This window comes from Nocardia sp. NPDC006630, assembly GCF_040611495.1.
Lineage (GTDB): Bacteria > Actinomycetota > Actinomycetes > Mycobacteriales > Mycobacteriaceae > Nocardia.
This window is the reverse complement of the sequence record NZ_JBEXOK010000001.1, coordinates 865,347-877,818: the sequence shown is the minus strand read 5'-3', so window position 1 is coordinate 877,818 and position 12,472 is coordinate 865,347. Positions and strand designations below refer to the sequence as shown.

12 protein-coding genes are annotated in these 12,472 nt (G+C 67.1%); 3 read left to right on the top strand and 9 right to left on the bottom strand.

Going from position 1 to position 12,472, the window contains the following annotated elements:
* Positions 1-28: 28 nt before the first annotated feature.
* Positions 29-1,597, bottom strand: coding sequence for an amino acid permease (locus tag ABZX86_RS04050; protein WP_355119714.1), 1,569 nt, complete (start codon positions 1,595-1,597; stop codon positions 29-31).
* Between the two features lie 220 nt (positions 1,598-1,817).
* Between ABZX86_RS04050 and ABZX86_RS04045 the strand changes: the two genes are divergently transcribed.
* A complete protein-coding gene (locus ABZX86_RS04045) occupies positions 1,818-2,468 on the top strand; it encodes a helix-turn-helix domain-containing protein (RefSeq protein ID WP_355119712.1) in 651 nt (216 codons plus the stop codon).
* A 119-nt stretch (positions 2,469-2,587) separates the two neighbouring features.
* On the opposite strand, the gene ABZX86_RS04040 is transcribed toward ABZX86_RS04045, so the two are convergent.
* Positions 2,588-4,693, bottom strand: a complete 2,106-nt coding sequence (locus tag ABZX86_RS04040; RefSeq protein WP_355119874.1) for a TerD family protein — start codon at positions 4,691-4,693, stop codon at positions 2,588-2,590.
* 431 nt (positions 4,694-5,124) lie between these two features.
* Between ABZX86_RS04040 and ABZX86_RS04035 the strand changes: the two genes are divergently transcribed.
* A complete protein-coding gene (locus tag ABZX86_RS04035; protein WP_355119710.1) occupies positions 5,125-6,762 on the top strand; it encodes an MFS transporter in 1,638 nt (545 codons plus the stop codon).
* A 79-nt stretch (positions 6,763-6,841) separates the two neighbouring features.
* Here the strand turns inward: ABZX86_RS04035 and ABZX86_RS04030 are convergent, their stop codons facing one another.
* The 7 genes from ABZX86_RS04030 to ABZX86_RS04000 all read right to left on the bottom strand — a co-directional run bounded on the left by ABZX86_RS04030 (position 6,842) and on the right by ABZX86_RS04000 (position 11,560).
* Positions 6,842-7,240, bottom strand: a complete 399-nt coding sequence (locus tag ABZX86_RS04030) for an NUDIX domain-containing protein (protein WP_355119708.1) — start codon at positions 7,238-7,240, stop codon at positions 6,842-6,844.
* A 33-nt stretch (positions 7,241-7,273) separates the two neighbouring features.
* Positions 7,274-7,804 carry a hypothetical protein gene (locus tag ABZX86_RS04025; protein WP_355119706.1) on the bottom strand — a complete coding sequence of 177 codons (531 nt, stop codon included), beginning with the start codon at positions 7,802-7,804 and terminating at the stop codon, positions 7,274-7,276.
* A gap of 109 nt (positions 7,805-7,913) precedes the next feature.
* Positions 7,914-8,711: a family 1 encapsulin nanocompartment shell protein gene (locus ABZX86_RS04020; RefSeq protein ID WP_327142268.1), complete on the bottom strand. Its 798-nt coding sequence runs from the start codon at positions 8,709-8,711 to the stop codon at positions 7,914-7,916.
* A gap of 3 nt (positions 8,712-8,714) precedes the next feature.
* Positions 8,715-9,725: a Dyp-type peroxidase gene (locus tag ABZX86_RS04015; protein ID WP_355119704.1), complete on the bottom strand. Its 1,011-nt coding sequence runs from the start codon at positions 9,723-9,725 to the stop codon at positions 8,715-8,717.
* Positions 9,726-9,803: 78 nt separating this feature from the next.
* Positions 9,804-10,130: a cupin domain-containing protein gene (locus tag ABZX86_RS04010; protein ID WP_297613326.1), complete on the bottom strand. Its 327-nt coding sequence runs from the start codon at positions 10,128-10,130 to the stop codon at positions 9,804-9,806.
* 105 nt (positions 10,131-10,235) lie between these two features.
* Positions 10,236-10,730 carry a dihydrofolate reductase gene (locus ABZX86_RS04005; protein ID WP_355119702.1) on the bottom strand — a complete coding sequence of 165 codons (495 nt, stop codon included), beginning with the start codon at positions 10,728-10,730 and terminating at the stop codon, positions 10,236-10,238.
* Entirely contained in the window at positions 10,727-11,560 is an 834-nt protein-coding gene (locus ABZX86_RS04000) for a thymidylate synthase (RefSeq protein WP_355119700.1), read from the bottom strand. Before ABZX86_RS04000 ends, ABZX86_RS04005 begins: the two co-directional genes overlap by 4 nt.
* A 45-nt stretch (positions 11,561-11,605) precedes the next feature.
* On the opposite strand from ABZX86_RS04000, the gene cobF reads away from it, so the two are divergent.
* Positions 11,606-12,370, top strand: coding sequence for a precorrin-6A synthase (deacetylating) (gene cobF / locus ABZX86_RS03995; RefSeq protein ID WP_355119698.1), 765 nt, complete (start codon positions 11,606-11,608; stop codon positions 12,368-12,370).
* Positions 12,371-12,472: the final 102 nt, after the last annotated feature.

The following is a 12,472-nucleotide window of genomic DNA, read 5'->3' as shown; positions in this document are numbered from 1 at the left end:
CCGATGGGTATCTCGGATGGCTTGTGGTTCAGGCGGGTTGGGCCAGCGGACCGGCGCTCTCCCTCGGCGTCGCGGGGGTGACGAAGCGGTGTACGACCGCGCCCGCACCGATGGTCACGAGGACGAAAAGCGGTGCGGCCCAGAGCATCCACCAGCTGCCGCCGGCGGGGGTGTACACCTCCGGACGCGGCCACGCCAGGTTCACCGCCATCGCGATGCCCCACACCACCGCCAGGGCATTGATCGGAATTCCGTAGCGGCCCAGGGCGAACAGCGGGGCGCCGGACTCGCTGGTGCGGTCCTCGGCGGGCCAGCCCTTGATGCGGCGCACCAGCAGCGGCACCGTCACCAGCAGGTAGGCGAGGTAGAGCGTCACAATGCAGACGCTGGCCAGGGTCGCGAAGATGGCGGCATTGCCGAGGTTCAGCACCAGCAGGCCGATGCCGAGGACGCCGATCACCACGGACGGCAGCACTGGAGTGCCGAAGCGGGGGTGCACGGCGGCGAGGCGCTCGGAGAAGGGCAGACGGCCGTCCCGGGCCATGGAGAACATCAGGCGCGAACCGGCGGTCTGAATCGCCAAGGTGCACACCGTGATAGCGCATGCGACGCAGGCCAGTACGACCTTGCCGGCCGGGCTGTCCAGCTTGGCTTCGATGACATAGGCGAGGCCGCCGCTGCTCAGCGAACCGTCCGTGAGACTCGGTGCGGCCATGAGCGCGCCCAGCAGAATCAGTCCGCCGCCCAGGGCCGAGACCGCCAGCGCCGTCAGAATGGTGCGCGGCGCCACCTGCCGCGGATTCTTGGTCTCCTCGGAAAGCTCACCGGCGGAATCGAATCCGACCATGACGTAGGCGGCCATGAGTCCGGAGACCAGGAAGGCGCCCCAGTACGGCCCGGCCGCGGCCTGATCGGTGTGCATGACAACACCCGGTCCCCGATCGGCATGGGTGAAGAAGACCGCGATCACCGCGATGACGCCGATGATCTCGATGGTGACGCCGAGCGAATTGATGCGCGACATCCAGTCGATGCCGACCACATTGATCAGCGTGGTCAGCGCCAGCAGAATGCTGCCCAGCAGGACGGCGTTCACCGCGCCGTCGTGCGAGGTCAGCGCGCTGTCGGTGCCCACCATCTGGAAGCCGCTCCAGATCGAGGGCAGCACCACCTGCAGTGCGATGGCGGCCGCGGCGGCGGTGACGATCTGCGCGATGATCATCATCCAGCCCGCGAACCAGCCCACCAGCTCACCGGCCAGGCGTCGCGACCACTGGTAGATGCAGCCCGAAATCGGGTAGCGGGCAGCCAGTTCGGCGAAATTCAGTGCCACCAGGAACTGGCCGGCGAAGACGATCGGCCAGGTCCAGAAGAAGGCGGCGCCGCCGAACGAGTAGCCGAAGCCGAAGAACTGGAAGATCGTGGTGAGGATCGACACGAAGGAGAAGCCCGCGGCGAAGGAGGCGTACCGGCCGAGCTTGCGATGCAGAACGGGCTGGTAGCCGAAGCCCTCCAGATCGGCGCTGTCGGCATTGACAGTGCTCAGGGCGCTGTTCGGCGGGTGGTTGGGGACGATGGAATCGGCGGAGGCAACCATGGCTAATCCTTCGCGAGCGGTGAATATCTATCGCTTGAAAGTTTTCCCAGTGCGATCGCTCGCGCGATGACGTCGATGTATCCGTCAGATGGCGCGCCGTAACTTCTGCATTGCCGGTATTTCTATCGAATGACAGAAACCTCACCCGGCGTGGTCAGCGGCTGTCAGCAGCGTTGATAGACCAGCGGGTCATGGGGATCGGCAGTGCAGAATGAATCCCGTGACCCAACTCGGACCCGGACGTCCCCGCCTCGAACCCCGCCGCCGGCAGGGGCAGACGCCGCGCGCCGAGATCCTCGACGCCGCCGCCGAACTCTTCACCACCAATGGGTACGGCAGCACCTCCACCCGGGGGATCGCGGATGCCGTCGGCATTCGGCAGGCCTCGCTGTACCACCACTTCGCGTCCAAGGACGACATCCTGGACGCACTGCTCGCGGGAACCATCACCGCACCACTGGAATTGGCGGAGCGACTGGCCGCGGCGCCGGAATCGGCGGCCGTGCGGCTCTACGCGCTGGCGCGATTCGATGTGAGCCAGCTCTGCGCGGCGCGCTGGAATCTGGGCGCGCTCTACCTGCTACCGGAGCTGCGCAGTGAGCGCTTCGCGGCCTTCCGCGCCCGGCGCGACGAATTGCGCGGGCACTACGAAACCCTCGCTGTCGCAGTCATTGCCGAGGCGGGGGCGACGGCGGTGCCCGGTGCCGAACTGCTGCCGTTCCGGCTGGTCGAATCCGTCATCAATATCCGCTCGGACGAGGGCACGCCGCCGGAGTACGCCGAACAGCTCATCCCCGACGCGGTACTCCCGCTCCTCGGCTGGAAGGGTGACCTCGCCGAAACCCGCACCGCCGCAGCCCATTTGATGTGACCTGGTCTGCCATTCCGGGCTAGACCCATCATCCCGGGCCGGGCCTGCATCCTGGGCCACGCCTGCATCCCGGGGCGGGCCTGTCATCCCGGCATGTTTTCGGCCGGGATGCACAGCAGCTAGGACTTGCCCTTCGACGTGCCCCACTTCAGCTCCCAGCGGTAAGCCTGATCCACAGCGATCTTGCCCCAGAAGCGGTGGCCGTCCGGCGGGCGCACGAAGGTGCCCTCGCGCCGAACCACCAACTCGCCGTTGATGTTCTCGATCAGCGCCAGCACCATCTCGCGGGAGTCGTCGACGCAGCCGCTGACCTCGATTTCGATGGGCGGGGAATTGCGCGGGTAGAGGGTTGCGGTGGCGTGCACGCCCCGGAAATCCTCTGCGCCCTCGTACAGCGAGGCGAAGACCAGAATGCGGCGGAACTGGGTGGTGTGATCGAGATTGATGGACAGGTTCTCACCGGTCGCGCTCGCCCCGGTCCTATCGTCCTGATCCAGCTCGATGAACGGGGCGCGCTGCAGTTTGCCCATGGTGTCGAGCGGGCTGATGCAGCCCTTGGAACCGTCGGTCAGCTCCCAGAAGCAGCACAGATCCAGATCCAGCCCGCCATTGCCGCCGCGCTTACGCCCGAACAACCCGCTCGTCGCGCCCGGCACCGACCAATTCAAATTGATCCGCATAATCCCGCCGGTCGCACCCTGCTTGGTCAGCGAGACCGCCGGCGCGTCCTTCGTCAGCGAAATCTTGCCCAGATTCACCCGCGGCGCCGCGCCGGGCCCCTGTGGCTGCTGAAACTGCTGCGGTGGAACCGGATTCGCACCCTGCTGATAAGGCGGCTGCCCCCCACCCTGCTGATAAGGCTGCGGCGGAATGGGATTCGCGCCCGACTGATTCGGCGGTGGCGCGTACGGCGGCGGAGCCGGATAGCCGCCCGGCGCAGGCGAATACGACGGATCCGCGTACCCGGTCGGTGGTGGATATTGCCCGGCCGGCGGTGGGTACTGACCAGCGGGCGGGTACTGGCCCGCAGGCTGTTCCGAGTACCCGGGAGGGAGCGGGTACTGCCCTCCGGCTGCCCCGTACTGCCCGGCGGGAGGTGCTGGGTACTGCGCGGCGGACGGGTCCGGGAACTGCCCTGGAGGGGGTGGGAACTGCCCCGGTGCGAGGTCCTGGTGCTGCCCCGGCGGTGGCGAGTACTGACCGGCGGGCGATCCGTACTGACCGGCAGGTGGATCCGGGTACTGCCCGGGAGGCGGAGGATATTGCCCGGCGGGCGGCCCTACCGGAGGAGGGGAACCGTACTGTGCCGCGGGGTCCGGATATTGCCCGGCGGGCGGCGGCGAACCGTATTGTCCTGCAGGATCCGCGTATTGGCCGGGCGGCGGTGAGTCGTAGTGTCCGGGAGGCGGTGGGTATTGGCCTGGGGCGGGCTGGCCGAATTGGGTCGGCGGCGTGGGCTGCTGCGGGTTGTGGCCCTGCGGCGCTGCGTAATTCGGTTGGGGCGGAGCGGCATACGGTGACGAACCGGTTGACGGCGGCGCGGCGTGCGACGGCGAACCGGTGGGTTGGGGAGTGCCGTAGGACGGCGAACCGGTCGGCGGCGGCAGCGGGGGTGCGGCGGGCGGGAATGCGGGGGGTGTGGTCTGCGGTGCGGCGGGCGGTGGGGGAGTGCGGGGTGCGGGCTGGGACGTCGATGATTGCGGGGCTGGGCCGTCGTCGACGGTGATGCCGAAATCGCTTGCGAGGCCTGCCAGTCCGGTGGCGTAGCCCTGGCCTACGGTGCGGAACTTCCAGGCGCCCTGGCGGCGGTAGAGCTCGCCGAGGACGAAGGCAGTTTCCGAGGAGGCGTCGGTGCTGTCGAAGCGGGCGAGCTCCGCGCCGCTGCCGGCATCGACCAAACGCACGTGCAGTCCGGGCAATTGGGCGAAGGTGCCGCCGTCCGAGGAGGCGGCGATGACGATGGTTTCGATCTGCGGCTCGACCTGCGCCAGATTCACCGAGAGCGCATCGGTGACCTGCGGGCCCTGCTGCTTCCCCTCGTGCCGCACCGCCCCCGATCCGTGCATCGGCTGGTTGTAGAAGACGAAATCGCTGTCCGACCGCACCCGGCCTCCGGCCAGCAGCAATGCTGACGCATCGGCGTCCGGAACGCCGGGACCCGACTGCCACCCCAGCTCGACCCGTACCGCGGTGGCCGCCACCGGAACGTTGGAACCCTTCATCATCGACACAGCTTCAAACGTATCCGATTCGGACATCGGCTGTCCCGCTTCGATACCGGTGAGAGCAACTCGCAATACGGCGTGGAACGGCCGTCCCGAGTGGTCGCCGGACCTGTGGGGGACGGGACCTCGTTGCCGTGCCGACTGCGACGCGGAGAATTGTGCCAGTTGTTCGCCGCTCACCCCTTCTCTTGTTCAGCAAATATTCAGCGGCAGGGCAGGGCTGTGTAGACGCGCCGTATCGGGTAGGTCTGGCTGAGTTAATATCCTCATTCAGACCTGGGGGTATCTGCGATTCTCCGGCCGGTTCGGCTACCTCGAGTCGCTGCCCACACCCTTCGACCTACACTGAGTAACGGTTGTTCGGCACCCGAACGGCTATCTAGAGAGACCGGATTCTTCGGACAGCTGTCCCTGTGCGGCAGGAGCGACGGATGACGGAAGTGCAGCTCGACCTGGGTCGTAAGAAATGGCTCGCGCTCGGCGTACTGGCTCTGGGCCTGTCCATGGTGGTGCTCGACGGCACCATCGTCTCCGTCTCACTGCCGGTCATCATTGCCGACCTGAGCCTCAATTTCACTCAGGCGCAATGGGTTACCAGCATTTACGCGGTGGTGCTCGCGGCCCTGCTGATCACCGCCGGGCGGCTGGGCGATCGGCTGGGACGGCGCAAGATGTTCGCGCTCGGCGTGCTGGTATTCCTCGTGGGCAGCGTGCTCGCCGCGTCCGCCACCAGCGCCTGGCCGCTGCTGTGGGGCCGGATCGTGCAGGGTGTCGGCGCGGCCGCGGTCATGCCCGGCACGCTCGCCACCATGAACGCCCTGTTCCGCGGGCGCGATCGGATCATCGCCTTCGCGGTGTGGGGCTCGGTCATCTCCGGCGTCGCCGCCATCGGTCCGCTGCTCGGCGGCTGGCTCACCACCTACTACACCTGGCCGTGGATCTTCCTGGTCAACTTGCCGCTGGGCGCGGTGGTGCTCATCGGACTGCTGCTGTTCGTGCCCGAGACCAAGATGGGCAAGACCGCGCCCGGACTCGATGTGGACGGATTCCTGCTCAGCGCGGTCGGTTTCGCCCTGCTGGTGTTCGCGCTCATCGAGGGCTCGACCTACGGCTGGTGGCGGCCGCTGCGGGAATTCCCGCTGGCCGGCTTCACCTGGTCGAAGACCGCGATCATCTCGCCGATCCCGGTCATTCTGGCGCTCGCGGTGCTGGCGCTGGTGCTCTTCCTGCAGTGGGAGCAGCACCGCAATCTGATCCGGCGCTCGGCGCTGCTGGATCCAGGACTGTTCCGGATCCCCAGCTTCCGGTGGGGCAATGTGACCGCATTCGCGGTGGCCCTCGGCGAATTCGGGCTGCTGTTCGTACTGCCGCTGTTCCTGGTCAACGTGCTCGGACTCTCGACCCTCGGGGCCGGTTATGTGCTGGCGGCCATGGCCGCGGGCGCCTTCCTCGCCGCCGGGATCGCGGAGGGCCTGGTACGGCGGCTCGGCGCGGTGCGGATCGTGCAACTCGGTCTGGGCTTCGAGGCCGTCGCTGTGGCGCTCACAGCGCTGTTCGTGACCCCGCACATCTCCGCCTGGTGGCTCGCGCTGCTGCTGGCCGTCTACGGCGTCGGATTGGGCCTGGCCTCCGCGCAGCTGACCGGTGTGGTGCTGGCCGATGTGCCGCCGGAGAACTCCGGGCAGGGTTCGGCCACCCAGAGCACGGTCCGGCAGATCGGCTCGGCCTTCGGTATCGCCGTGGTCGGCGCGCTGCTCTCGGTCGGACTCGGCCACGAAATGCCCAAGCGGCTGGCCGAGGTCAAGGATCTGCCCGCCAAATCCGCCGACACCCTCTCGACGGCCACCCGCGAATCCGCCGGTGGCACCATCTCCGGCCTGCGCGATCACGAAGGCGCGACGGCGGTCGTGGACGCGCTGGCCCGTGGCTTCACCGATGCCACGCGCACCACCCTGCTGGCCGCGGCGATCTTCCTCATGCTCGGGCTGGCCGCCGCCACCCGCATCCCCTACCGGGCTCCGGAAGCTTCCGCGATCACCGACTCGGAGGTCGTGCCCTCGGACGAGTAAGTGGCTGCGCCGCAACGACTCTGCGTCGGCGGGCCGGCTCTGCGTAGATGCGTGGTTGCTCTGCGTCGATCAGGAACGACTAGGCGTCGATGAGGCCCAGCGTGTGCAGGCGCTGGAACACCAGCAGCGAACCGGGCGCGACGTGCGGCATGGCCGCGTATTCGGCGAGCGTGAAGTAGCGGAGCTCGGCGATCTCGCCGGAGGGGAACGGGTCTGCGGTGAGCTCACCGAGGAAGCAGGTCATGTGCAGCCGGGTGCCGGGCGCATGGCCGAAGGCCTCCGCCTCGAAGACGCCGAGTTCGGCGACCTCGGTGGCGCCGACGCCGAGCTCCTCGCGAATCTCGCGGTGCAGCGCCGATTCCGGGGTCTCGCCCGGATCGATCTTGCCGCCCGCCATGTAGAAGACATCCTTGCCGGTGGACCTGGTCTGCAGCAGACGACGATCCCGGATATGTGCCAGTGCCGCTGTGCGAATCACGGCCAACACCCTACCCAGCCGTTGCGCGGCGCCTCAGCGGGTGGGCGGAGCCAGCCGCCAATGCTGGGTGAGCGCCTCGGCGATCTCCGGGAGCAGGATCACCGGAATCTGCTTGCGGCGCAGAATGCTCCGAATCTCATTGACCTGCTCGCGTTTCCGCATGTCGTAGGCATTCGCAATGGGCCGCTGCACCGGCGGAATGGACAGCAGTACCAGTTCACCGTGCTGTTCGTCGCCGCCGTTGAGATCCAAAGCCAGGGACCAGCGCGACTTTTCGTCCAGCGCGAAGCGGCCCGCCACCACCCGATCCCAGTCGATGGTGGCCGCGCCCCACGGCGTCCGCCGCACGATCGACTGATCGGTCAGCACCACCCCGTCCCGCGCGAACAGCAGGAACAGCAGTCCCACTCCGGCCGCGACGCCCAGCAGAATCCCGGTGAACAGCCGGTTCAGCCCGAATACCCCGACGGTGGCCGCCACGATCCCGGACGTCACCAGCAGTCCCGCGATTCCGTAGAACATGGCACGACGCCCGGGCACCACGCCGGCCCGCACCATCGTCATTCCCCGCGCACCATCGTCGACCCGCCTCCCGCACGTTGCTGCGCGTCACCGTACCTCTCGGTGTGGTCTTGCCTCCAGCGATACGGGTTACCGGCGGATGTACCGGCGCTCATGCCTCCAGTGCGACTGCGGCTTCGGCGGTGTAGACCACGAAGGTCAGGCTCTCCTGGAAGTACAGCTCGACCGATTCGGCATCGTGCGACAGGTAGCCGATGGACAGATCCTGGCCGATCTGCAGATCGAAATCGCCACCGCGGGTGGAGAGCACAAAGGCGCCGTCGATCGCCGGGGCCCAGATGATGTCGCCGTCGATCAGCCGCTCGATATGCGTGCGGATCGGGTGGCCGTGATCGGAGGTCTCGCTGACCGCGGTGTAGAGATCGGCCGACAGCAGCGCCGAATACGGGCCGTCCACACCCGCGAGCCGCAGCTCGCTCAGGGCCTGCGCCACGGCTTCCGGAACCAGGCGCGGATCGGTCGGCAGCTTGACCGGCTCATTGGAGGTGGCGGCGCGGACGCCGACAATGCCCGCGGCCGGGTAGGCCTCGAAAATGGCATGGTCCTCGGCGAAGGCGATCTTCTTGGCCGCGTCCTTCACGGCCTCCAGATCGGTGTCCTGCGCGCCGCGCTCCACATCGTCGAGCTCCGCACGCGAAAGCTTGAAGGGGACACGCAGTTCCACCAGCGGCAGCACCACGCGCTGGCGGGCCTGCACCCCCTCACCGGGTGAGCCGATGGCGGTGGTGCGTCCCAGGCCGACCGCGGAGTAGTCGGTGCCGTGCGGGCCGGAGACATCGACCACGCGGCGACCGGCGATGTGCCGCTTGAAGGTGCGTGTCGCCTCCTGCTCGATCGCCGTCCAGGCGGCGGCGGTGATCGGCGCGAGTTCGCGGTGCAGATTATTCATATTTCAGCTCCTTTTCAACGTGCCGATACCCAGGGAACCAGCCTGGGAAACAACGCCATTGGTTGCCACGGATGCCGGGACCTGCACGGCCGCCGGCGCGGGTGCGTCCGGCAGCGCGTCGAAGAACCCCGCGGGCGGGGTGAAGAACAGCGTGCCGGTGACGGCGGTGGAGAAATCCAGGATGCGGTCGTACGCGGCGTCGGGCGTGCCCAGGAACATGCGCTCGAGCATCAGCTCGGTCACGGCCGGGGTGGCGGCGTAGGCGACGTAGTAGGTGCCGAACTCGCCGTCCATCACACTGCCGAACGGCATATTCGCGCGCAGGATGGTTCCATTGTCATCTTGATCATTCACGGCCACATGGGAATTCGCCGGTTTGGCCGCATCGGAGAGTTCGAAGTCATCGGCCTTGGTGCGGCCGATCACCCGCTCCTGCTCCTCGACGGACAGGGCCTTCCAGTCGGCGAGATTGTGCAGGTACTTCTGCACGATCACATAACTGCCACCGGCGAACTCGGCATCCGCCTCGCCGATCAGCGCGGCCGACACCGCGAGCCGGCCCTCGGGATTCTCGGTGCCGTCCACGAATCCGAGCAGATCGCGCTGTTCGAAATATCGGAAGCCGACGGTCTGATCGACAATGGTGACGGCGCCGGAAAGCCGGTCTGCCACAGCCATCGCCAGTTCGAAGCACGCGTCCTGGTTCTGGGCCTTGATATGGAACAGCAGATCGCCCGGTGTGACCGGAGCCTGATGCCTGTCCCCGACGTACCCCGGAAACTCGTGCAGCTCAGCGGGTTTGGGCCCGGCGAAGAGTCGATCCCAGGCAGCGGAACCGATGCTCGTGATACACCCGAGCCCCGCGCCGGGTACCCGGAAGCCGACGGAGCGGCGCAGACCGGGTAGTTCTGCGAGTAGATCGCGTACCGCCGCCTCGCCGCCCTCATCGATTGTCGCGACGAGGAAGAGCGCGGCGGGCGTAAGCGGATCGAGAAGCGGCTGCGGCTCACCCATGGGCTCCAGCCTAGAGGCCGCACCGGACATACCGGTCGCCCGGTAGCCCTGTGTCTGCTATTCGGCGCGTGATGTGCGCTATTTGGCCACCGTGAGCAGGAAGGCGACATCGTCGATGGCCTTCACGCTGTGCCGCGCGTCGGGGATCACCAGAAGATCTCCCGCCGAGCCTTTCCATTCGTTGGTGCCGCTGATCAGAGCCAGCACGCCACTGAGCACGACCATGGTCGCCTCGCCCGGATTCTCATGTTCCGCGAGGCTCTGCCCCGCCGTCATGGCGATCACCGTCTGGCGGAGGCTGTGTGCGTGGCCCCCGTAGATGGTCACCGAACTGCGTCCGCTCGAGGCGGTTGCGGCCAGCTTCAGCTGCTGGCGCGCGACCGCGGTCAGCGATTTCTTGTCCATGGACTGCCTTTCGCCGGGGTATCCGTGAGTATGCCGGACACCTTCCGGCGTGATCGGCAGATTCGCCGTTCGTGCCGAGGAATTACTGGACGCGGGATGTTCGCGTTATCCGCTGTGCCGCGTATAACGGCGGAAGCGAAATCGCAGACCTGTCGAGGACTCGCGCCACAGGTCTTCGCCGGCCGACCATTCCGGGCCGATGCCGGGCGCATAGCAATCACCGGCCACATTCGAATCGACCTCGGTGACCATGAGTTCGGTGGCGAACGGCATTGCGGCGCGGTAGATTTCGCCGCCGCCCATGATCCACACCGTGCCGGTTCCGCTGGTCTCGAGCGCATCCTCGAGGGAGCCCGCCCGGTCAGCGCCCTCATCGGACCAGTCTGTTTGTCTGGTCACGACAATATTTCGGCGGCCGTCCAGCGGGCGGAATCTGGTGGGCAGGGAATCCCAGGTGCGCCGGCCCATGACCACCGGATGGCCCCAGGTGACTTCCTTGAAATGCGCCATATCCTCCGGCACCCGCCAGGGAATGGTGTTGTCCAGACCGATCACCCCGTCCGGGGTCTGGGCCCAGATCAGCCCGATCGTCCGGCTCACACCGCCACCGCGGCCTTGATGGCCGGATGATGCTGGTAATCCTGGATTTCCACGTCCTCGTAGGCGTAATCGAAGAGGGTCGGCGCCGGGCGCAGTTCCAGTTTCGGGAACGGGTACGGGTCACGGGTCAACTGTTCGCGAACCTGCGCCACATGATTGTCGTAGATGTGCACATCGCCGCCGGTCCACACGAAATCGCCGGGCAGCAGCCCGGTTTGCTGCGCCACCATATGCGTCAGCAGCGCATAACTCGCGATATTGAACGGCACACCCAGGAACAGGTCCGCGCTGCGCTGATACAGCTGGCAGGACAGCTTGCCGTCGGCCACATAGAACTGGAAGAAGGCGTGGCACGGGGCCAGTGCCATCCGATTCAATTCGGCCACATTCCAGGCGGATACGATCATGCGGCGGGAATCTGGATCGGTGCGCAGCGTTTGCAGCACCTGCGAGATCTGGTCGATATGGGTGCCGTCCGGCGTCGGCCAGGACCGCCACTGCACGCCGTAGACCGGGCCCAGATCGCCGTCGGCGTCGGCCCATTCGTCCCAGATGGAAACCCCGTGCTCCTGCAGCCAGCCCACATTCGAATCGCCGCGCAGGAACCACAGCAACTCGTAGACGATGGATTTCAGATGCACCTTCTTGGTGGTGATCAGCGGGAAACCCCGCGACAGGTCGTACCGCAGCTGGTGCCCGAAAATGCTGCGGGTGCCGGTACCGGTCCGATCCGCCTTCGGGGTGCCGGATTCCAGCACCAGTTTCAGAAGATCCTCGTACTGGGTGTCACGGGGGGCCGTGCTCTGCGGGTCTCGAGGGTCGCTGCTCACGCCTGACAAGCTTACGCATCACCGCGCCTGGCATGCTGAGGCGCTGTGCGGAAGCTCTATGTGATCGGAATCGGCGCCGGCGATCCGGACCAGGTGACGGTGCAGGCCGTCAAGGCCATGCGCCGGACGGACGTGTTCTTTCTCATCGGCAAGGGCGCCGGGAAACAGGAACTGGCCGATGTGCGCGCCACCATCGTGGCCGAGTACGCGGACCAACCCCACCGGATGGTGCAGATCCCCGATCCACCACGGGATCGGAGCGTGCCGGGGACCGGAGCCGATACGGCCTACCGGGGTGTGGTCGAGGACTGGCACGAGGCGCGCGCCGCGCTGCTCGAACAGGCCTTCGCCGAAACCGACGGGGCGGGCGCGATTCTCGTCTGGGGCGACCCGTCGCTGTACGACAGCACGCTGCGGGTGGTCGAGCGGGTGCTCGAACGCGGGCGGGTCGGCTTCGACTACGAGGTGATTCCGGGGATTACCAGCGTGCAGGCGCTGGCCGCCGCACATCGCATGGTGCTGCACGAGATCGGCGAGCCGCTGCACATCACCACCGGGCGGCGGCTGCGCGACGAGGGGCTGGCCTCGGGACAGTCGACGCTCGTAATGCTGGACAGCGACTGCTCTTTCACGCAGGTGCCGGGTGATGACATCTATATCTGGTGGGGCGCCTACCTCGGGATGCCCGACGAGACCGTCATCGAGGGCCCGCTGCGAATCGTCGAGGGACGCATCACGCGTCGGCGCGCCGCGCTGCGGGAGGCCAAGGGCTGGATCATGGATACCTACCTGCTGCGGCGCAACGGGTAGGGCTGCCGGATCAGGCGGGCTGCCACAGTTTCGAGCACACGTTCCGCAGCGTGCGGCGACCGCGATTTCACGAACACGTCGCGCTGTGGCTGATCGAGGTTG

Coding starts and splice junctions, on each gene's coding strand:
- ABZX86_RS04015 (WP_355119704.1), bottom strand. CDS start 9,725: ATGGGTGAGCCGCAGCCGCTTCTCGATCCGCTTACGCCCGCCGCGCTC.
- ABZX86_RS04020 (WP_327142268.1), bottom strand. CDS start 8,711: ATGAATAATCTGCACCGCGAACTCGCGCCGATCACCGCCGCCGCCTGG.
- ABZX86_RS04025 (WP_355119706.1), bottom strand. CDS start 7,804: ATGACGATGGTGCGGGCCGGCGTGGTGCCCGGGCGTCGTGCCATGTTC.
- ABZX86_RS04035 (WP_355119710.1), top strand. CDS start 5,125: ATGACGGAAGTGCAGCTCGACCTGGGTCGTAAGAAATGGCTCGCGCTC.
- ABZX86_RS04040 (WP_355119874.1), bottom strand. CDS start 4,693: ATGATGAAGGGTTCCAACGTTCCGGTGGCGGCCACCGCGGTACGGGTC.
- ABZX86_RS04010 (WP_297613326.1), bottom strand. CDS start 10,130: ATGGACAAGAAATCGCTGACCGCGGTCGCGCGCCAGCAGCTGAAGCTG.
- ABZX86_RS04050 (WP_355119714.1), bottom strand. CDS start 1,597: ATGGTTGCCTCCGCCGATTCCATCGTCCCCAACCACCCGCCGAACAGC.